Source organism: Pseudoalteromonas sp. XMcav2-N (assembly GCF_024124545.1).
Taxonomy (GTDB): domain Bacteria; phylum Pseudomonadota; class Gammaproteobacteria; order Enterobacterales; family Alteromonadaceae; genus Pseudoalteromonas.
This window is the reverse complement of sequence record NZ_JAMXSF010000004.1, coordinates 133,431-155,169: the sequence shown is the minus strand read 5'-3', so window position 1 is coordinate 155,169 and position 21,739 is coordinate 133,431. Positions and strand designations below refer to the sequence as shown.

Annotated in this window: 14 protein-coding genes; 6 read left to right on the top strand and 8 right to left on the bottom strand. The window is 50.4% G+C overall.

Annotation, left to right across the window (positions count from 1 at the left end; translation table 11 throughout):
- Window positions 1-62: 62 nt before the first annotated feature.
- Entirely contained in the window at window positions 63-1,901 is a 1,839-nt protein-coding gene (locus tag NH568_RS06935; RefSeq protein ID WP_253046026.1) for a DUF885 domain-containing protein, read from the top strand.
- Here NH568_RS06935 and NH568_RS06930 read toward each other — a convergent pair.
- Window positions 1,898-3,718, bottom strand: coding sequence for a HAMP domain-containing sensor histidine kinase (locus tag NH568_RS06930; protein ID WP_253046025.1), 1,821 nt, complete (start codon window positions 3,716-3,718; stop codon window positions 1,898-1,900). The genes NH568_RS06935 and NH568_RS06930 overlap by 4 nt on opposite strands.
- Before the next feature lie 294 nt (window positions 3,719-4,012).
- Here NH568_RS06930 and dctP point away from each other — a divergent pair, with 294 nt between their 5' ends.
- Complete coding sequence (gene dctP, locus NH568_RS06925) at window positions 4,013-5,071, top strand: TRAP transporter substrate-binding protein DctP (protein ID WP_253046024.1); 1,059 nt, start codon at window positions 4,013-4,015, stop codon at window positions 5,069-5,071.
- 5 nt (window positions 5,072-5,076) lie between these two features.
- Here the strand turns inward: dctP and NH568_RS06920 are convergent, their stop codons facing one another.
- The 5 genes from NH568_RS06920 to NH568_RS06900 all read right to left on the bottom strand — a co-directional run bounded on the left by NH568_RS06920 (window position 5,077) and on the right by NH568_RS06900 (window position 12,314).
- Window positions 5,077-8,226 (bottom strand): CusA/CzcA family heavy metal efflux RND transporter, encoded by a 3,150-nt coding sequence (locus NH568_RS06920; protein WP_253046023.1) that lies wholly within the window; start codon window positions 8,224-8,226, stop codon window positions 5,077-5,079.
- A 15-nt stretch (window positions 8,227-8,241) separates the two neighbouring features.
- Complete coding sequence (locus NH568_RS06915) at window positions 8,242-9,945, bottom strand: efflux RND transporter periplasmic adaptor subunit (RefSeq protein WP_253046022.1); 1,704 nt, start codon at window positions 9,943-9,945, stop codon at window positions 8,242-8,244.
- A complete protein-coding gene (locus NH568_RS06910) occupies window positions 9,938-11,272 on the bottom strand; it encodes a TolC family protein (protein ID WP_253046021.1) in 1,335 nt (444 codons plus the stop codon). Before NH568_RS06910 ends, NH568_RS06915 begins: the two co-directional genes overlap by 8 nt.
- The gene (locus NH568_RS06905) at window positions 11,272-11,715 is read right to left on the bottom strand and encodes a DUF411 domain-containing protein (protein ID WP_253046174.1); all 444 of its coding nucleotides are present in this window, start codon (window positions 11,713-11,715) and stop codon (window positions 11,272-11,274) included. Before NH568_RS06905 ends, NH568_RS06910 begins: the two co-directional genes overlap by 1 nt.
- 191 nt (window positions 11,716-11,906) lie before the next feature.
- The gene (locus NH568_RS06900; RefSeq protein WP_253046020.1) at window positions 11,907-12,314 is read right to left on the bottom strand and encodes a hypothetical protein; all 408 of its coding nucleotides are present in this window, start codon (window positions 12,312-12,314) and stop codon (window positions 11,907-11,909) included.
- Between the two features lie 121 nt (window positions 12,315-12,435).
- Here NH568_RS06900 and NH568_RS06895 point away from each other — a divergent pair, with 121 nt between their 5' ends.
- The 3 genes from NH568_RS06895 to NH568_RS06885 all read left to right on the top strand — a co-directional run bounded on the left by NH568_RS06895 (window position 12,436) and on the right by NH568_RS06885 (window position 15,333).
- Window positions 12,436-13,293 carry a hypothetical protein gene (locus tag NH568_RS06895; RefSeq protein ID WP_253046019.1) on the top strand — a complete coding sequence of 286 codons (858 nt, stop codon included), beginning with the start codon at window positions 12,436-12,438 and terminating at the stop codon, window positions 13,291-13,293.
- 143 nt (window positions 13,294-13,436) lie between these two features.
- The gene (gene upp / locus NH568_RS06890; RefSeq protein ID WP_253046018.1) at window positions 13,437-14,066 is read left to right on the top strand and encodes a uracil phosphoribosyltransferase; all 630 of its coding nucleotides are present in this window, start codon (window positions 13,437-13,439) and stop codon (window positions 14,064-14,066) included.
- Between the two features lie 10 nt (window positions 14,067-14,076).
- Window positions 14,077-15,333 carry a uracil-xanthine permease family protein gene (locus NH568_RS06885; protein WP_253046017.1) on the top strand — a complete coding sequence of 419 codons (1,257 nt, stop codon included), beginning with the start codon at window positions 14,077-14,079 and terminating at the stop codon, window positions 15,331-15,333.
- 65 nt (window positions 15,334-15,398) lie between these two features.
- Here the strand turns inward: NH568_RS06885 and NH568_RS06880 are convergent, their stop codons facing one another.
- Both NH568_RS06880 and NH568_RS06875 read right to left on the bottom strand, forming a co-directional pair.
- The gene (locus NH568_RS06880; RefSeq protein WP_054014496.1) at window positions 15,399-15,827 is read right to left on the bottom strand and encodes a BLUF domain-containing protein; all 429 of its coding nucleotides are present in this window, start codon (window positions 15,825-15,827) and stop codon (window positions 15,399-15,401) included.
- A gap of 120 nt (window positions 15,828-15,947) precedes the next feature.
- Window positions 15,948-17,465: a hypothetical protein gene (locus tag NH568_RS06875; RefSeq protein ID WP_253046016.1), complete on the bottom strand. Its 1,518-nt coding sequence runs from the start codon at window positions 17,463-17,465 to the stop codon at window positions 15,948-15,950.
- A gap of 262 nt (window positions 17,466-17,727) precedes the next feature.
- Between NH568_RS06875 and NH568_RS06870 the strand changes: the two genes are divergently transcribed.
- The gene (locus NH568_RS06870; RefSeq protein ID WP_253046015.1) at window positions 17,728-21,690 is read left to right on the top strand and encodes an ATP-binding protein; all 3,963 of its coding nucleotides are present in this window, start codon (window positions 17,728-17,730) and stop codon (window positions 21,688-21,690) included.
- Window positions 21,691-21,739: the final 49 nt, after the last annotated feature.

Here is a 21,739-nt window from a genome sequence, read left to right as displayed (position 1 = left end):
TTTTGTTGGTGACAGTGCACCAACACCCGAATCCAAGTGGAACACAATAAAAAAGGTAACCCATGCGTAAAATGACACTCCTTGCCGCAGCCGTGGCAGCAGCGCTCCTCTCAGGTTGTCAGCAAACTGCAGAGCAACCAACTAACACCGCTAAGGCGGACGTAACACAACAAGTGATACAAAGCGAAGTAGAAAAGGTCAATGCCTTTTTTGATGAAGTTTTTATGCGCGGCGTGATGCGCAGCCCGGTTTACCAAACTTATCTGGGTATTAAGCAAGACTACGACAAATGGGACGATGAATCAGAAGCACGTCAACTTGAAGATCTTCAGTTGGCTAAAAAAGATCTGATTGCCCTGCAAGCCTTCGACCGCAGCAAACTGGATGCACAGACTCAGGTCAGCTACGACCTGTTTAAACAGAACCTGGAAAATCAAATTGCCGACTACCAGTGGCGTTTCCATAACTACCCTGTTAACCAGATGTACGGTACTCACTCTATGCTACCGGCATTCTTGATCAACCAGCACCAGATCACCGACGTTAAAGATGCCCAAGCCTATATCTCACGTCTGAATGGCATACCTGCTGTGTTTGAGCAACTGGTTAAGAACCTTGAGATCCGTGCCGACAAAGGCATTATTGCCCCTAAGTTTGTCTTCCCTCACGTGATTGACTCAAGCAAGAACATTATTAAAGGTGCGCCATTCGTTGCAGGTGAAGACTCAACTTTACTGGCTGACTTTAAACGTAAAGTCAACAAGCTGGACATTGCTGACAACGAAAAACAAGCACTGATTGGAGAGGCCACAGAAGCGCTTAAAACGGCTGTCAAGCCAGCTTACAGCATGTTGGTTGGTTACTTACAGCAGCTTGAAAAACGTGCCGATACCCGTGATGGTGCCTGGAAGTTCCCTGATGGTGAGAAGTACTTCAACAACGCCCTGGCACGTACTACCACCACAGACTTAACCGCCGCAGAAATCCACAAAATTGGCTTGTCTGAGGTTGCACGTATTCATGATGAAATGCGTGAAATCAAAGAAAAAGTTGGTTTCAAGGGCGATCTAAAAGCCTTTATGCAGTTCATGCGTACCGACAAGCAGTTCTACCTGCCTAATACAGAAGAAGGTAAAGCCAAGTACCTGGCAGACGCAACAGCCATGATCGACAACCTGAAAGGTCGTCTTGACGAGCTGTTCATTGTCAAGCCAAAAGCCGACATGATAGTCAAACGCGTAGAAGCTTTCCGTGAAAAGTCAGCTGGTAAAGCCTTCTATCAGCAACCAGCTCCTGATGGCTCACGCCCGGGTGTCTACTATGCAAACCTGTATGACATGGAAGCTATGCCAACCTATCAGATGGAAGCACTGGCTTACCACGAAGGTATTCCTGGCCACCACATGCAAATCGCCATTGCAATGGAACTGGAAAACATGCCTAAGTTCCGTAAGTTTGGCCGCTATACCGCTTACACTGAAGGCTGGGGACTGTACTCTGAGCTGGTACCAAAAGAAATGGGCCTGTATGAAGACCCGTATTCAGACTTTGGCCGCTTAGCGATGGAACTATGGCGTGCTTGTCGCCTGGTCGTAGACACAGGTATCCACGCAATGAAGTGGACGCGTCAGGAAGGTATTGATTACTATGTAAACAATACGCCAAACGCGAAGTCAGACGCTGTGAAAATGGTAGAGCGCCACATCGTGATCCCATCTCAGGCGACGGCTTACAAGATTGGTATGCTGAAAATTGTTGAACTACGTGAAGCTGCTAAGAAAGAGCTGGGCGACAAGTTCGATATCCGTCAGTTCCACGATGTAGTACTGAAAAGTGGCCCTGTCCCGCTAAACGTACTAGAGCAGTTCGTGAACGAATGGGTTGCCAGCAAAAAAGCCTAATCACATGGCTCTGGTGATACCATCTTAAACGCGGTATTTGCCAGAATAATGTGTAAGCAAGCCCCGCCATGTGCGGGGCTTTGTATTTTAATCTCTCCGCCAAGCTTTTGTGTCACCAGATTGTAGATAATACTCAGCCCCAGACCTGTGCCGCCCGAATGACGTTTTGACGTAACAAAAGGCTCAAAAATCACTGGCAGCAGTTCCTTATCAATGCCCAGCCCATCGTCTTTAAAATAGAAGTGCACATAGTCATTCACGATATGCGCCGAGACAATGATGGTCAGCTGCCTGTCCGGATGTTTACCATGCAAAATACTGTTATTCAGGCTATATCCGATGATCTGATTAAACACATTGGGATAGCTGCTGAGAATCAGATTATCCGGTATTTCGACTTCAATTTTATACTCCTCCTCTGGCAGCTCGCTGCGATAACAGTCAAACACCCCTTCCACCAGAGTTTTCAGATCAAACTCCATTTCCGTATCGTAATGTTGCTGTGCCGATACCTTTTTAAAGTCGTCGATAAGCGAGGCTGTGCGGTGCAAGTTGTTTTCGAGCAAGAATAGCGCCGACTCAGCCTCCCCGATAAGATTGGTCAGCGTGGTTTTCTTCAGCTGTCCACTATCTAAATCGCGACGCATATTCTCAACCTGCGCTTTAAGATGCGACTGACTGGTAATGGCAATGCCCAGTGGGGTATTTAGCTCATGGGCAAAGCCACTGACCATATTACTGAGACTGGCCATTTTGGCCTCTTCAATCAGCCGCTGCTGGGCTGCACTGAGCCGAGCCATCAGGGTCTCAATAAAATCGAGTAGTTCATCAAGATGGTGCCCTATCTGAGCAATTTCATCTTCACTTTTGAGGTTTACCCGTAAAGAAAAGTCTTCATGTCTAGCAACCCTGACAAGCACTCTGCCAATGGCCATGACCTGCTCGGATACCCGACTGTTCAGATAGTACAACAACAGCAGACTAAAACCGCTACTGAGTACGATTGATAGCAAGCTGATCAGGATCAGCTGTTGCTGCTCCTCCTGATACGCACTGAAAAGCTGTTTAGCCACAATCGTAAAATGGCCGCGTATTGCCAGTTTCAGCTCTCCTAACTCACCACGTACGCCCTGATTATGATCCAGCCCCTGTTTTTGCAGCACATTGGTATAAACGACAAAACCATTCTGATAATGCTCCAGCGTTAACAGAAATGCCTCTGCACGATCTGGAAACTGTGTTCGGATACGGTTTTTGGCTTGCAAGATCAGATCGCCATGCTGATTGAGATAGCTTCTGTCGAGCCGGAGCAAAAAGTCTTTTTCCCGTCGCCTCAACTCCAGGAGTAAGAGCTCCAGTTGCGGATCTTGTGCCTCTTTGGCCAGCGCCTGTAAGGCATGCGCTTTGCTGCGGAACTCACCATACACGCCATCGTCTTTATCGTAGCCCAGCAGTGCCTGCATAGAGGCCAGCTGCTCATACAATTCGGCGAATTGGTTAACCTGCTCATCGAGTTTAAACAACAGCTCAAGGTGTTGATGCTCAGTCACCAGTAAAGCAACCAGCTCATTGAAGCTATCCCGATATGCATAGCGATAGTCATCAATAGAGAGCAACGATGCTTTCTGTCTTTCAATCACAAATCGCTCTTCCTGATCCAGTAACCGCTGGATCTGGGTTTGTAATTTAAATAAATGATCGTTGAGCTGCTTGCTGTGATCCAACTCCCGATAGAGAAACCAACTCACGGTCGCAATAATCAACGCCGCACCAATGGCGGCCACTTTGAATAACAAAAGTGACTGTTTTAACTGCACAAATAAGTTCCCGACCTGCCCCTAGTCTTCCTAAGCTTAGACAACATAATCGCGTTCGGCGAGCATTGCCCAAGACTTTGCATCATTCGCTTTTGGTTAAAAATATCGTCTTGTCCAGAGCGCCGCTCGCGATGGATGTCCATGGCCCGTTTTTCATTTCATCTAGAGCGGTCTAGACTTACATACTAGTAGTTCATTCAGACCTGATGCAGTTGGGTTGCAGTTACTTAGAGTGAGGACATGAGCAGCTTAAGTAAACCCAAGAATCCATTGTCACTCTGCAGGCGCACTTTCTTGCGCCAGAGTGCCGCTTTGCTGCCTCTACTGGGAACGCAACTACAAGCAAAGCAACCAGACTGCACAGGAGCGCGCTATCGCTTGGTCTTCGCCTCTCCCTACAATAGCGAACAGTGGCTCTCTTCACCTCATATGCACCAGCAACTGAAACACAATATTGAAGACTTCTCTAATGGCAAAATTTGTGTGGAGATCCGCGATAAAGGCCGGCAAGGCGTTGGCCATGAGTTGGCTGTCCAGGTGTCCCGAGGCGCGATTCAGGGCGCACTGCTGAGTGTGTCTAACCTGTCGCCTATCGTACCCAAACTGGATATACTCAATATCCCCTTTTGGGCTGCCCAATCTCAGCCCTATCTGAATCTCATCACCTCAAAATTATGGCAGCAGCAGATCACCGAGCAGATCCGTGCTCAGAGCGAGATTGCAATCTTGCTCTATCATCTGCCCGGCGCCAGAACCCTGACCTCCACACGCCAGTACGGCAAACTGCTGAAAACGCCCAGTGATATCATTGATGTGATCTTTCGTGTGCCTGCCAGTCAGGTACTCAGACAGTTTTATCAACTCTGTGGCACCACACCTGTTCAGGTGGCCTGGAAAAAAACAGCCATGCTGGCGGCGAGTAAACGTTTCGATGCCCTGGACCCATCGGTAACCGGGTTATATAACGGCCCAATCGGGTTAAACCGTCACATCGGGGCCGTTTCTTTGATCAACTCGGTGCAAGACGGCTGGGTATCGGTGATTAACCAGCATTGGCTCAAGTCGCTGCCTCGTAAGCTGCGCATCGCCGTTTGGGAAGGCGCCGAGAAAACCTTCACTCAGCACCTGCCGATGGCCCGTCAGGCTGCGCTTTACTGCCAGCGTGGCTTGCTTAGAAATGGCGCGACCATTTATTACCCCAGTGCCGATGAAATGGCTGCCTGGCAGGAGATTGGAGGTTATCAGCGCCGGGAATGGCACGCCACTAAAGTGGAGCTGCTTGGGAAAGTCAGTGCCTTTGATGCCTTTGTCGCGGCCACTCAGGTCAATAACGGTCCGACTTTCCCAACCTAGTCTCGTTAGCGAGCCTCCTGCATTTGCGCATTAAAGCGCTGCAACGCTGGCTTTTTCATCAAGCTATAACACACCGGCAATACCAATAGCGCTAACACCAGTGCGCTTACCATGCCGCCTACCATAGGGGCCGCAATCCGACTCATAATTTCAGAGCCGGTGCCTGTGCCATACAAAATGGGCAGCAAACCAATAATGATAGTCGCGACGGTCATCATTACCGGCCTTACCCGCAGTGCAGCGCCATGCAGTAGGGCGTCAATGTATTGCGACTCGCTCACCGGCAATTGGCGGGCACTGGCCTCGCTTTGCAAGCCTTTAAACGCCTGTTCCAGATACACCAGCATGATCACCCCAATCTCAACCGCTACACCGGCCAGCGCAATAAAGCCAACCCCAACCGCAACAGAGAAGTTAAAGCCTTGCAGATACATCAACCACAGGCCGCCCACGGTAGCCATAGGCAAAGTCAGCAGGATCAGTGCTACTTCGCCAAAACGACGGAAGTTGAGATACAGCAGCAACATGATGATCGCCAAAGTCAACGGCAGTACATAACTGAGCTTTTCTTGTGCCCGGATCATATATTCGTACTGTCCGGCCCAATTTAAAGAGTACCCGGCGGGTAAATCCAGTTCCTCGGCCACTACATTACGCGCCTGCTCGACATAACTGCCCAGGTCAACGCCGTCTATATCGACAAAGGTCCAGCCATTGATGCGGGCGTTCTCACTTTTGATCCCCGGCGCGCCACTTTCCACGTACACATCGGCCACATCCCCAAGTGCAATACGCTGACCGGTGGGCGTCACTATCGGCAAGCGCGCCAGTTGCTCAGGCGAGCTACGATAGTCCTGCGGATAACGTAAATTAACCGGGTAACGTTCCTGCCCTTCCACAGTTTGCGTGACATTCATACCACCAATGGCGGTGGCCACCACCTGCTGTACGTCGGCAATGTTCAACCCGAAACGACTGGCCTGCTCGCGGCGAATATCCACTTTAATATAACGCCCGCCTGCAACCCGCTCGGAGTATACTGACGCCGTGCCCGGCACCGTATTCAGAATGGTTTCGAGGCGCTGACCAAGCGATTCAATGACAGCCAGATCCGGACCTGCAATCTTCACCCCGACCGGTGTTTTGATCCCCGTGGCGAGCATATCGATACGGGTTTTGATGGGCATCACCCAGGCATTACTGACACCCGGTAGTTTCACCAAACGGTCCAGTTCGGCTTTGAGCTTATCTGTGGTCATTCCCTCACGCCATTCGCTGCGAGGCTTAAGCTGAATAAAGGTTTCAATCATGGTCAGCGGCGCGGGATCGGTGGCTGACTCTGCACGTCCGACTTTACCAAACACATTTTCGACTTCCGGCACAGTCTTAATTAGCTTGTCGGTTTGCTGCAACAGCTCACGCGCTTTACCGATGGAGATCCCCGGATAAGTGGTGGGCATATACATAAGATCGCCCTCATCCAGTGGTGGAATAAATTCGCTGCCGATTTTATTCAGCGGATAAAAGCCCACCACAGTCAGCGCGACCGCTGCCAGTAGCGTGGTTTTGGGGAAGCGCATCACCTGACGCAGCAGCGGCATATAAGCGGCGATTAACAAGCGATTAAGCGGGTTCTTTCGCTCTGGCGTGACTTTGCCGCGAATAAAGTAACCCATCAGCACAGGCACCAGCGTAATTGCCAGTCCGGCAGCCGCCGCCATGGCATAGGTTTTCGTGTATGCCAGCGGCGCAAACATACGCCCTTCCTGCGCTTCGAGAATAAACACCGGCAGGAATGATACTGTGATGATCAGCAAGCTGAAGAACAGGGCTGGACCCACTTCCGTGGCTGCTTTTGCTACAACCTGCCAGCGATTGTCGTCGGTCAGCGGCGTCTTTTCCATGTGCTTATGAAAATTTTCTATCATCACAATCGCTCCGTCGGTCATCGCGCCAATGGCAATGGCAATCCCGCCAAGCGACATGATGTTGGCGTTGATTCCCTGCAAATACATGACAATAAAGGCCACCAGTATCCCCAGCGGCAAGGTTATCACCGCCACCAGCGAAGAACGCAGATGGAACAAAAAGGCGACGCAGATCACAGCCACTACCAGCAGCTCTTCAAGTAGCTTTTGCCATAGGTTATCAACCGCCCGCTCAATCAGCTGACTGCGGTCATACACAGTAACCACCTCAACGCCCTCGGGCAAGGACGCTTTGAGTTCATCCAGTCGGGCCTTCACGCCGGCAATGGTCTGCTGTGCATTTTCACCAAAACGCATGACCACCACCCCACCGACTACTTCACCTTCGCCGTTAAGCTCAGCAATGCCGCGTCGCATTTGCGGGCCTATCGTTATTTGCGCGACATCACCCAAGGTCAGTGCGGTGCCCTGCTCGTTGAGGCCCAGCGGTATCTGGGCAAGGTCGGTGACCGAACGAATATAGCCGGTGGCCGTCACCATATATTCGGCTTCTGCCATCTCGATGACTGACGCACCGGTTTCCTGATTCCCCCGTTGCAGCGCCTGCTGAATATGACTCAGGGGCAGGTTATAGGCGCGCAGTTTATCGGGATCAACCTGCACCTGATATTGCTTAACCATACCACCCACAGAAGCCACTTCGGAGACCCCGGGCACCGTCTGTAACTCGTATTTTAAGAACCAGTCCTGAAGACTACGTAACTGGCTGATGTCATGCTTACCTGAGCGGTCCGTCAGGGCATAAATGTACACCCAGCCCACCCCGGTGGCGTCCGGTCCGAGTTGCGGTTTAGCAGTCGGTGGCAGTAAGTTGGCCGCCTGGCTAAGATACTCCAGTACCCGGCTGCGCGCCCAGTAGAGATCCGTGTCATCATCAAAGATCACATACACATAGGAATCGCCATAAAAGGAATATCCACGCACTGTGGTTGCGCCGGGGACCGACAACATGGCGGTGGTCAGTGGAAAGGTGACCTGATCCTGGACTACCTGGGGCGACTGGCCCGGATAACTGGTTTTTACAATGACCTGCACATCCGATAAATCAGGAATGGCATCAACCGGCGTTTGCTTCAGTGCAAACAGGCCGCCTGCCACCAGCATCAGCGTGCTCAGCAGGACCAGTACGCGATTGTGCAAAGACCAGGTTATGATTGCTGCTATCATGATAATACTCCCGGCTTAATGATGCGCATGTTCAGACATGGCTGAGTCTTGCTCGCTGTGCTGCATCTGGGTCACAACAAAGTCATCCCCCACCTCAAAGGTAAAGGTTATCTGATCGCCCACATTAAACGCACTCAGGTCAATATCCTCGGCTATCACAAAGTCCATGGTGGCCGCTGCTCGCCCCCATTTTTCAATGGCACCGCGATGGATAGTAGCGATACGAGAGGCGGCGTCGATTGCCTTGATATGGCCGTCCACAGTCGCTCTTGGTAAGGTCGGTTCAGCCATGATATGAATGGTGGTGATTTCATACCCGGCATCCGTTTTGGTAACCTCAAAATGCAGCGACTGGCCGGTTTTTAGCGCACTGCTGTCGAGCGTATCGGCAAGTTGAAAGTCCATGGTCATTTCAGGCCATTCCCACTCGGGCACGGCATCATGGGTCATGTTGATCACATCCGATTGCGCCTCATAGTGGTTCACAGTGCCGGCCATCCAGACCTGAGTCGGTTTTGCATCCGCACTCATACGCTTAAAGTCAGAGCTTTTGCTGGACTCCGAATCAATCAGGAAGTGAGCCGAGGTGACGACCCGGTCGTCCTGCTGAAGTCCTTCGAGGATCTCAGTGCTTTGCAGCCCTACCCGGCCCAAAGTAACGGCCACAGATTTAAAGCGCCCTTCGCCCAACGCCATAACAACCCTATCCTGCTTACCGGTGCGGATCACCGCCTCGCTCGGCACCTGCATGGCTTGTGCTTTACTGCCGGCCTGAATTTGCACCTGAGCAAACATATTGGGTTTCAGTTGCCCTGCTGCATTGTCAAACTTCAATCGTACCCGCAGGGTCCGGGTGGTTTCATTGAGGGTTGGATAAACATAATCTACATTGCCCTGCCAGCGCACACCGGGCAGATAATCCAGCGTCATGGTAACGGGCTGACCGGCTTTGACCAGCGCGGTATCGCGCTCGAATACTTCGGCTTCCACCCAGACCTGATCCAGTTGGGCAACGCTCATCAGGGTATTGCCCGGATTAACATAAAACCCTTCGCGGATCTTCAGCTCGGCTATCACGCCGCTCTGACGGGCGTAGAAGGTAATGGTCTGACGCACCTGACGCTGAGTTTCCAAACTGGCGATAAAATCAGTCGATAATTGCAGCGCCATTAACCGCTCGCGCGCCGCTTTGATCAACGCTGCATTGTTACGATTCAGCGCTATCAAAAACTCTTCCTGCGCATTCACCAGCTGTGGCGAATAGAGCGAATACAATGGCTGCCCCTGCTCAACCGGCTCACCAGCTGCTTTGATGTATAAGGTTTCAACCCAGCCATCAACGCGCGGGTGAATGTGCACCAGTTTGTCTTCATCATATTGCACATAACCGACCGTCGAAATTGTGCTGTGCATCGGCCCCACCTCAACCGCAGCGGTTCTCACGCCCAGGTTGTTCACCACTTCAGGAGATATAGTAACGGCCCCCGGCACTTGTTCTTCACTCTCGGCATAAACGGGCACCAGATCCATGCCCATGGGCGACTTTCCGGGTTTATCACGGCGATAATTACTGTCCATTGGCGCCACCCAGTAGAGCGGCTGGTTGCTGTCAGCCTCTGCGTCAGCGGTATGAGAGGGTGCGGCGGTCAGGGTCATCAGGGCATAGCTCAGCGCCCCCCCTGATAAGCCAGCTAGCAATAGTTTCAGCGTATTATTCATCGGTCACTCCTGGCTGATAAGTGGTGAGGTAGTAGTTCAGTCTGGCAACGGTTTTTAGGGCATCTACGTCAATTTGTTTGGCCGCTACTCTGGCATTGAGCTCAGCAATGCGGGCTCGCACGACCTCGGCAAAATCGCCGTTATCATTGGTGTAGGCGGTAAGCGCCGCCTCCGCCTGCTCGTGTGTTTGTTGCAGCAACAGCTCCCGATATAGGACCTGACGCTCAGCAAGGCGCCTCAGCTGGCTCGCCTCTTTTTCAACCTGGCCGGACAACTCACGCAGCAGCAACAGTCTATCGGTTTTGATGGCTTCGCGATTTGACTGAGCTGAACTCAGCCACTGATCCTGACGGTTGTCCGTAAATAAAGGCACATCCAGCGTCACCCCCAGCGAAAAGAAGTCGGCGCGGCTGGTGCCATCTGGCATATCACTGCGATATCCATAGCTGGCATTGACGCCCCACTGCGGCTTATATTGCTGGCGGGCAATCGCAACCCCTTTGCCAGCTGCCTCAATACGCACATCCTGCGCCAGCACCACCGGATGGCTGGTAAGCCGTGCCAGTAGTCGCGCGGCATCCGGCTTGCCCTGCACAAAAATAGCCGGGACAGCCACTTTTAGCTGAGGCAAGGTCTCTGGCAAATTGATATCAGACCAGGCGATATGCGCCTGAGCGCCTCGCAGCCAGGCCAGCAGCTGTGCACGCGCAGACTCCCGTTTTTGGTATTCAACACTGAGACGGTCGTCGAGCTGTACCAACTCCAGCTGCGCGCGGATCACATCCTGTTGACGGGTACGCCCGACCACATTGGCATAACTGGCTTTACTGACATCGACCAGTTGCTCAAACAGGGCTTTATCCTGCTCAATCAAAGCAATGGTACGCTCGGCCAGATAGGTATCGAGCCATAGCTGACTGACTTGTGCCCGTATTTGCGCAACCCGGTCGGCGCGCAGCAGCGGGTACTCTTCACTGGCAATCTGTAGCTGTTCACGTTTAAGTGCCAGCTCATCGCCACGGCCAAACTGTTGGCTCACGCCCACCTTAAGCTGGGTCATTGCCTCGCGGTCGTGTTGCCAGCCATCCACCGGCAGATTCATCATAGACAAGGACACTTTTGGGTCGGGTAGCGTACCGGCGGCAAGGCCTTGCGCATAAGTGGCTTGCTGCTGATGTTGGTGTTTTTGCAATAAAGGATCCTGAGCAATTGCCTGCTCTATGGCTTTTTGTAAAGGCAAACTGGCAGAGGCCTGCACAGAGCTGGTTGCCATTATCAGTGCGCCCAACAGCGCGCAACGGGCTGTTGCAGGAATTAAAAACGACATCAAAACTGCTCCTCATAGGTATCAATTTGCGCATAAACCTGATGGCTGCCATCTTTCATCAGCAGTAAGACCTGGTATGGCATAAAACGCTCATCCACTTCCATGCCAGGCGAACCCAGTGGCATGGCAGGCACACTCAGCCCGATGGCATCCGCTTTAGGGTTGGCCAGAAACTGCTGAATAAATTTAGCCGGGACATGCCCTTCAAATACCCAGCCGTCATGGCTGAGCGCGGTATGGCAAGAGCGATAACGCGGTGCAATACCGTGACGTGATTTAAGCGCACTTAAAGACGCCAGCTCCCTTCCCTGCGCCGCAACGCCTTGCGCCAACAGGTGTGACAGCCACTTTTTACAGCAGCCACAGGTTGGCGTTTTATAGACAGTTAACGCCTGTAACGGGCCCGGCTGAGCCTCGCTGCTCAGGCTCAGCAGCGAGAACAAACAGGCGCTCAGAAATAGAACATATTTATTAGTAGTAAAAGACACAATTTGCCTCCGTCTTCTTCCTGCGCGATAAAACGACGAGCGCAGGCAAGGATTATGTAAACATCACATTGCAAAACGCAGTGAAATCATAATAAGCAGTTGGATTGACAGGTCAGGCGCCGAATTTCAGACGCACTTCACCTGGGTCAGGCAAAAATGGGGGGGCGATATAAGGACTGAGCGACAGCAACAGGGAGTTGGTCCTCATGCCAAATGGCAGCAAGGAAAACTAAGTCTGTAGTGAGAGAAAATTCGGCAACAGGCAGCAGCTGCGCACTACCGCAAGCGTGCGTCAGGCATACGCAATCACTGTCATCATCACAGCAGTCCATTTGCTGCTGCGTGTGACTCATCTTGCCATGGTCATGCTTGAGCTGAACAGAGGTGCCCGTTAATTCTGGCGCTGCAGCTTCATGGTGATGCTGCATCATAGCAGTGTGCATATCGTGACCCTGCATATGTGCTTCACACGCCATTACAGCATTCGCCATACCTTGTACAATAAAGGCAAGCAAAGCGGCTATCATCAGTAATGTGGCGGAGAATTTGCTCATAGGGTCCTCGGTTTATCGCTGTGAATTCTCACATAAACGACAAAAAAAGAAAAGCATTGGCATAACAGCCGCTTTAAATTGCCTATACTCTCAGAGATGTGACTTCAATGGTAGTAGGCTTGTGTGGGTAGTAAAACACTTTTTTTATCTGATATTACTCGTGCAGTTCAGCCCTTGTGTCGTTGCACAAACCAGTCAGCAAGTTCAGCCAGAATTGAAAATAACCTTGCCGGTACGGCAGGTCAAATTACAAAAGTACCTGAGCGAATTACTCCATGTGTCGCTTTATGAACTGGGCTACAACCTGACGCTCACCATGACCCCTAACCCACTCTATAAACGTGAGTCACGACTGCTCAATAGTGGCAAGATCACGATGATCATGCGTCTGGCAACACCCCAGCGTGATGCCACTTTTCATAAGATCGCGGTGCCGCTTACTCAGGGCCTGATAGGCAAACGGTTGTTACTCATTCATCAGCGCAATCAGCCGCGTTTTGACACGGTCACATCGCTGGACACCTTTCGAGACAGCGAACTGGTCGGTGTCTTTGCACCTGGCTGGTACGACACCCAAATCTGGCAGGCCAACCACCTGCCTTATGTTGAAAGTGCCAGCGATCATACCACCATTTTACGAATGCTCACAGACGGTAACCGAGGCTTTGATTACTTTTCTCGGGGTCTCAACGAAATAGATGACTACACTCTGAGCAACGGTCTGATCATAGAGCCTCACTTGGTGTTGAGTTACCCACTGGACTTTCATTTTTATCTGCACCCCGAGAACAAAGTCCATATCTCTATTCTCACACGCGCACTGGAGCAAGCGCGCGACAGCGGCTTGCAAGCTCAGTTACTGCGCAAGCACTTTGGCTATCTGCAACAGCGCCACAGACTATCGCAGCGACGTGTTATCTCCCTGACATTACCACCTGCGCCCGCTCAATCAGAGCCTCTGCCGTTACCATCACATTGAGCCTGTGCAGCGCTGCGGACGGTATCGAGGTTAGCCGTGTAAACTACACCTAACTCATTGAATAAATTATTTGCGTTACCTCAGGGTAATTCTTGAAGAGCTAAGCTAAAATAGCGATAAATTTTATCTGGAGTATCTTTTCAATGAGTATTCATGTAATCAAACACCCCCTTGTACAGCATAAACTTGGCCTGATGCGTGAGCACGGGATCAGCACTAAGAGCTTTCGCGAGTTATGTCAGGAAGTGGGTACCCTGCTGACCTATGAAGCAACAAAGGACATTCCATTAGAAGATATCACCATCAAGGGGTGGCAAGGAGATGACCTGACAGTTCAACACATCAAAGGTAAGAAAATCACCGTTGTGCCAATCCTGCGCGCCGGACTGGGCATGATGGAAGGCGTGATGCAGTTAATCCCAAGCGCTAAGGTTAGTGTGGTCGGCCTGCAACGCAACGAAGAAACACTCGAACCTGTGCCTTATTTTGAGAAGCTGGTTGGTAATATTGAGGAGCGCATGAGTCTGGTGATCGACCCAATGCTGGCCACTGGCGGCTCTATGATCGCAACCATCGATATGCTAAAAAAAGCCGGCTGTAAAGAAATCAAAATCATTGTGCTGGTTGCGGCACCTGAAGGGGTAAACAAAACCCTGGAAGCCCATCCAGACGTAGAAATTTTTACCGCGTCACTGGATAGTCACCTGAATGAAAAAGGCTACATAGTGCCTGGCCTGGGTGATGCTGGTGATAAAATCTTTGGCACGGTGTAGGGCACGCTGAATGTCCAACACATCAATGACTTCTTTCACATCGCTTAAAACCATTGTCAGCGGTGCCCAGATGCTGTTTGTTGCCTTTGGTGCGCTGGTACTGGTACCACTACTGACCGGTCTGGACCCCAATGTGGCGCTGTTTACCGCAGGCCTGGGCACTTTGGTTTTTCAGTTTGTGACGCGCGGACAGGTACCCGTTTTTCTGGCCTCTTCCTTTGCTTTTATCGCGCCCATCATTGCCAGCGTACAGGTATGGGGGATCCCCGCGACCATGGGCGGACTCATGGCTGCGGGGTTTGCGTATATCCTGCTAAGCTTGCTGGTACGCTTTAAAGGAGCTGATATACTGCATAAGATTTTACCCCCTGTGGTTGTTGGCCCCGTGATCATGGTGATCGGCCTCGCGCTGGCCCCCGTCGCCGTTAATATGGCCATGGGTAAAAGTGGTGATGGCAGCATTCAGCTGGTTGCCTATGAACAGGCTTTGGTTATTTCTCTGCTGTCACTCATTGTGACCTTAGTGGTTGCCGTCACGGCCAAAGGGATTTTTCGTCTCATCCCCATTCTGGCAGGGATTATCACCGGCTATGCCTTATCGCTGGTTTTCGGCATAGTGCAGTTTGATGCCGTCACCAATGCCAGCTGGCTGGCTGTTCCTGCGTTTGTCTGGCCGGAGTTTTACTGGCCTGCCATTTTGTTTATGGTGCCCGTAGCAATTGCGCCGGCCATTGAACACATTGGCGATATGATGGCAATCAGTAACGTAACCGGTAAAGACTATCTGGAAAAACCCGGTCTGCACCGCACTTTACTGGGAGATGGTCTGGCAACCTCAACAGCCTCTTTGTTTGGAGGTCCACCTAATACCACCTATTCAGAAGTTACAGGGGCAGTGATGCTTACGCGCAACTTCAACCCTCAGGTGATGACCTGGACCGCAGTCATTGCGATTGTGCTGGCATTTGTTGGCAAAATGGGCGCTGGGTTACAGACCATTCCAACCCCGGTTATGGGCGGTATCATGACCCTGTTGTTTGGCTCCATTGCTGTGGTTGGCTTAAATACTCTGGTTAAGTCAGAGACTGACCTCAGTGCACCGCGTAACCTGAGTATCATCGCCCTGATCCTGGTGTTTGGTATTGGCGGTATGCAGCTTGGCAGCACCGAGTTTAGCCTCCAAGGAGTAAGCCTGTGTGCCATTTTAGGCATAGTGCTTAACCTTGTGCTTCCTCATCCAAAACCCGAGACAGGTCAAGAAAGCTAGCTTAGCGCAAATACCTAAACATAGCTGCTGTGTGTGGCAGCAGCTATGTTTTCCAAAATATATATTTAACCGAATGACTTGCGAACTCGTTCATCGAACTCCATTTCATGATCCCGAAACGATTTAAGTAGCTTATAACTCAAAGGCAGGCGCCTGTGTGGACGCAAGTTTTTCACCTTGCGATAGCTCGCATGCTTTGACAGATCAATGACCCCCATGGACCAACGCGCAAAATTACGCTTGGTAATATCATTCACAATTAACGCAGCGACACCTGTATGCCTCGAATCCTGCTGGATTTTTTTATACAAGCGCTCAACGTGATCTCTCTCGCCTTCAATCACTTGCATAAAATGATGACCGTCGTACAGCAGCATACCGGAAATACCCATGAGTTGATTGGTACTTTTACAGTAACGGTTTAACTCTATCAGCTGCTCGTCCGACAAAGGCGCAGTAACAGTACTGACATAAATAAGCTCAACTAAAGCCATCACAACCCCCTTGTTCTGTCTGATGATAAGCATAGTTGAACGCGGTTATTGCGCAAAACAAATCAATCAAATTCAAGAGGGCGTGAAATTACTTTTTTTGCACCCAGAGCGTAAACACAATTATCGCTGACAGGATCCCCAGATTATGCCATCTTCACTACATTGTGTTGTGTAAGTGCCATCGCTTTGATACGTGGTTTTAAGCCAGTCTGTGTCGGCAAATCGCTCCGTCATCACCCGGTGCTCACCGCTATCATCCGTCATCCGCTTATACCAGCTAAAAGCAGGCAGAGTCAGTGTCTTTTCTAATTCATAGCCACTTGCAACAAAATAGTCAGCCAACTCTTGCGATACCAGCACAGAATGCTTATTTCCCAGAGAATGCCAGTCATTCAACCCCTCAAGCATCCCGTCACGCTGTTCTATCTGAGTGTATTTTTTTACCAGCTCTGTGCCGTATGTGATCGACAGCAAACGTTCATTCCTCGCGCTAAAGTCCTGTTGCCAGTCACAGCTTTGCACTTCGTTGTCGCGTTTACGATCCAGTGAGTTTGAGAGCGCATATTTAATCCCTTGCAGGGTGACTGAAATGCCCTCTTTAAATACACAACGGCCAGTATCTTCCGCATTCTCTCTGATAAGATCAACTTGCTGCTTGTATTGGCCTGCAGCTCCCCAGGGTTGGTATACCGTGTTTCTCAGATACTCCACAAATACCACGTTTTCCAGTTCGCTATCCATTTGTGCCGTTTCACTGAAAAAAGTACTGTCGTCTTTGCCAAATACCACAATGTCGCGATACCAGAGTTGTTCGCTGCTATGCTCAGACCGAGGCGTTTTTTGGTAGTGAATAACGCGGATCTCATCCGCATCCGGGTATTGCTCAGCTAACTCAAGGCGCTTTTTCAAACTTGCCTGAAGCCCTAATACAATCCGCTCTGCTAACTGCTTTGCCTGTTCGTCCTCATTCGCAATGTAATCACTGAACAACTGCTGTTCAGAAATGTTGTAATGTGCAATTACTTCGTTTGTGGTTTGACGTAAGATGCTCAGCAACTCACTTAACAGTCTGGGTTCCTGTTGCAATTGAGCACAGCTTTTTCCTTTGAAGGCCTCAGACTCACTCAATGACTGCCACAATACCGTTGTCAGAGGCGTTACATGCGCCGCAATGCGGTCATCTTCGATGGCCTCCAGAGACGGGGGTAATACCAGCTGGTAGGCCTTGGTCACTTCACCTAAATCCTCGTCAATAGCGCCTACAGGCACATCAACGTAAGTAGGTACATACACACTACATTGTCTCTGAGCGGCTGTTAGTTCAAGTAAATAGCTTCCCTGATCTGTCGAGCGCGCGCTGGGTTCATCTGCATCGTGCGAGCCGTTGTTATTCAGATCCAGCCAAACCTTGGCCCCGGATACATAGCCATCAATCACCCGTCCACGCTGGCTGTATTTATTCTCGTCTCCCGTAACCTGGTTCCCATCACCCGAATCAGTACCAGAGTTATTCTGTGTATGGCTACTGTTGTTGGCTGAGACAGGCTGATTGAGGTTATTATCTGAGCCACCACATCCGGTGAGAGTACCTATACATAAGGCCAGTAAACTGAGCGAGCTAAGTTGTTTGTTGTTCATATTGTTGCTTCCTTTGTACTGCTTCACCTGATACGCAGAACACCCGATTAAAAATCGTATCAGGATTGATGATGGTTCAAATTGTACCTTGCTATCGGTCTTGTTCTGTATCTGAAATCAGACATATTTCGATAATTTCCAGCCATTTTCTTTAAAACTGGCGGTTTTTTTTTGCCTGCTTGCAGGCTATGATAGTTGTTTAATTTTGCTTGAAACCTCCCACAACAAAAAATAAAAACAACAATAACAAAGACTTGAATACATGAGATTTGCCTTGCGACCTGCTTTACTTCAACTCATTGCGCTTCTATTGATGTTGCAACTTAGTTTTTGTGCACTTGCAACCACCTACACCACATTAACCGTGGCAGACGGTTTACCCAGCAACCGTATATTTGATATTGAGCGGGATCACACGGGGTTTGCCTGGTTTGCTACCGACAAAGGGCTGGCGCGCTACGATGGCGCTGCCATTGAGGTTTTTTCTCGTGACCATACTCCGACCCTCAGCAACGCATTGTGGATCAGAGACATCCTGATTGATGCACAAAATAACCTCTGGGTTGCCGGCAAACAGGGGCTAGAAGTGCGCGGGCCAAACTCAGAGTACTTTCGCGCCCTTAGCATCACAGGACGCACTGAACCACTGAACATCTATGCCTTGTTCCAGGCTCAAGACAATCGACTCTGGGCAGGCGCTGCCGATGGCCTGTACATGGTGAGCAAAGACGCACTACTCCCTGTCAAGACTCATATTAACAACGTTGTGCAGCGCTTTAAGATCCTCTCGATAGCACAGGCATCAGAGCATGCACTGATGCTGGCAACCACACGCGGTTTGTATCTGTTTGACACGATCAGTGGCAAGGCTACTCCAGTCACTTTGCCACCCGGAGAGTCCGTTACGGCCGATAAACTCTGGACTGTCGAAGGCGGACAGATCTGGGTGGCCATGCATGGGCTCGGACTGGGTATGTATAACCAGAGCCAGAATAAGGTTGAGCTCATCTACCGGGATCCCAATGAGTTTGATACGGTTGGCTATGTTTTTGACTTATATAAAGAGCATGGTGAAATACACGCAGCGTCTTTGAATACAGGTATGCTAAAACTTACCAGTGGAGTGATGACTCACATACAATCATATCCGCCCCTTTTATCTTTATACAAAGACAACAGCCTGCGCATCTTTGGCACCTTTAACGAAGGCGTGATTATTGAATCCGTCAATCACAGTGCTGTCAGCAACTTTGGATTTTCTCACCCCAGCGAAACAGGCAAATATGAAATTAATCAGCTGACACAGTTCAATGACTATCTGTGGCTTGCAGATCAACTGGCTGGTCTGTGTCAGTACACACTAAACGGCAAGTTTAAACGTTGCGTGTCTTCCGAAAGTCACTCTGCTCAGGCGATGACACCGACACCAGACGGACGCCTGTGGGCCGCTATGTATCACGAACTACTGGTGGTGAACCCGGAAAATGCCAAGGTCGATGCCCGCTACAGCCTGGCCGACTACACGATTCCTGAGGCAATCAATACCCTGGTGCAATCCGACGACGGGGCACTGTGGCTGGCACACAGTTTTGATGGCCTGAGTCGATTTGCCCCAGATACCCGGGCTATCACCCACTTCACCAGCACAAATAGCCCGCTACTAAGCAATCAGCTTCATCACCTGGCAAAAGAACAAGACAAACTCTGGCTGGCAACCGATTCGGGATTGCAGGTGTATTCACTCAGCTCTGAGCAGTTTATAGCCATTCCGGGCTCTGCCAGTCAGCCTTTTACAGCAACATATTCCGTCACGCCGGCACCCGATGGCAGGATTTGGGTGCAAACCGACCGCGGCTTGCGCCTATACAACTCTGAGCAGCAACGCTGGCAGGACTTACCCGAGCCGCTAAATAAACTGAGTGCGACCAGCCTGGCTTTTGATGATAAACACACTGTGTGGATCTCAACCGGACAAGGCCTGTGGCATTGGCAACATAATTCTGGTGCAGTGGCATTTTATAACCATGGAGACGGGTTGTTCAGGAAGGGCTATCTGGAAGGCACTGCAACCCACTCTGACGGACACATTTGGTTCGCATCCACACAAGGAATAACGCGCCTGAACCCTGATAAGCTAAACCGGATCGACACACGCCCCCGGATCAGCGTCCTGACAATCACGGCGCCCCACGGAGAACAGCAACACTATTACAATACCAGTACTGTTCCAGCCATTGATCCACAACATGCTAGCCTGCGTTTGCGTCTGGCCAATGGCGATCTGATCAATAACATCAAACAAAAGTTCCGCTATCAACTGTCTGGCGTGGCCGATACCTGGGTCGAACTGGGTAATGAGCATACCTTGATGATCCCACGTTTACCCTGGGGAGACTATACCCTGCGGCTGAAAGCCACTGACAACCAGGGCAACTGGTCCGAACAAGTCTCTGAATTACACTTTACGGTGCACACACCTTGGTATGCATCAGCGCTGGCTAAAACAAGCTATGCTCTGCTGGCAACTTTGTTGATTTATAGTGCCTACCGCATCAGAATCTCAGCGCTGAAACGCCGGCAACAGCAGTTACAGGATACAATTCGTGCGCACACGCAAACGATGCAAGTGCAAAATAGTCAGCTTGAGGCCGCACAAGCACAACGTACAGCCCTGCTTAAAACCCTCTCTCACGAGCTGATGACGCCGGTTACTTTAATTCAGGGTCCGGCTGAACAATTGCGCAATAGTACCGATGAACAGCAAAGAACCCAGATGGCCAATCTGGTGATCAGTAACACCAAACGACTCAAAGTGCTCATAGAGCACCTCATGTTCATTTCATCGAACAACTCACAGGCAGCGCCTGTCACACAAGATAACTGGCAACCTGAGGATATATCAGCGTTGCTTCAAGAACAGCTCAGCGCTTTCACGCCCTTGTTAACCGACAAATCTCTGAACTGCAATAATCAGATAGAGCCCGGGTTATTAGTGAATACACCGCCAGATCAACTGCATCAACTCATCAGCAACCTGCTCAGTAACGCTATCAAATACAGCTATGAGGGCGGCGAAATACACCTTTCTCTGAAAGCGGCTCGTTCAAGTCAGCACGCGGTACTGAGTGTATCTGACCAGGGGATTGGCATCGCACCAGAGCATCATACGCGTATTTTCGAGCCCGAGTACCGAACCGAGGCAGGCCATCAATTTACCTCCGGACAGGGGTTGGGTCTGAGCCGGGTCAAAGAAATAGTCGATCAGCTCAGTGGTCAGATCCAGCTTGAGTCTGCACCAGGTCAAGGCACTTGTTTTACCGTGAACTTGCCCCTTACCAAAGCGCCTACTCAGACTCATGTCAGCGTTGAAGCCGCCTCCCCACAGGTGCCGCATGATAAGACTCAATGTATTTTGTTAATCGATGACACCCCGGATATGCTTGAATATTTGCATACTGTACTGGCACCGGACTATCAGGTGCTCACAGCCAGTGATGGTGAAGCTGGACTAGCATCGGCTCGTGCTCACTTACCGGATATGGTCATCTCTGATGTTATGATGCCAGTCATGGATGGCTTTGCGCTCACACAAGCGCTAAAATCCGACCCTTTAACCGCCCATATTCCGTTGATGTTAGTCACTGCGAACCTGAATGAAGAGAAACACCTTAAAGGACTTACACTGCAAGCGGATGATTACCTCACTAAACCCTTTAATCTGGACGCTTTCAAACTAAAAATACGCAATACCTTCAAACTGATAGAAGCAACGCAAGCTCAGTTGAAAGCGCAGCTTATGCCTGCCACTAAGCGCCTGATACAAGCACCGGAAACGCCGAAGCAACAGTTTGCCAATAACCCCGCCACACTCGCGTTTTTAGATAAACTGGAATCTGTGCTGGAAACTCTGTTCAGCGATCCAACACTTACCGTCTCTATGGTCGCCAGTGAAATGGCCCTGAGCGAGCGCCAGCTGCATCGTAAATTAACGTCCGTAACGTCTATCGGTGCTAATGAATATTTGCGTCAGTACCGTTTATATCAGGCTCTGCCACAGCTACTTGCCGGGCACAACATAGCCCAAACCGCGGAGCACTGTGGCTTTAATTCACCTTCATATTTCAGTGCCTGTTTTAAAAAGCAATTTGGTATGACGGCAAAGCAATATGCAAAGTCACAGTCCAGTAAAACGGATAACCAGTCGGGTAGTTTGACCGAGTTTTAGCTCACAGGAAACTTCAGCATCTTGCCATTTATGCAAAACAACCAAGGTT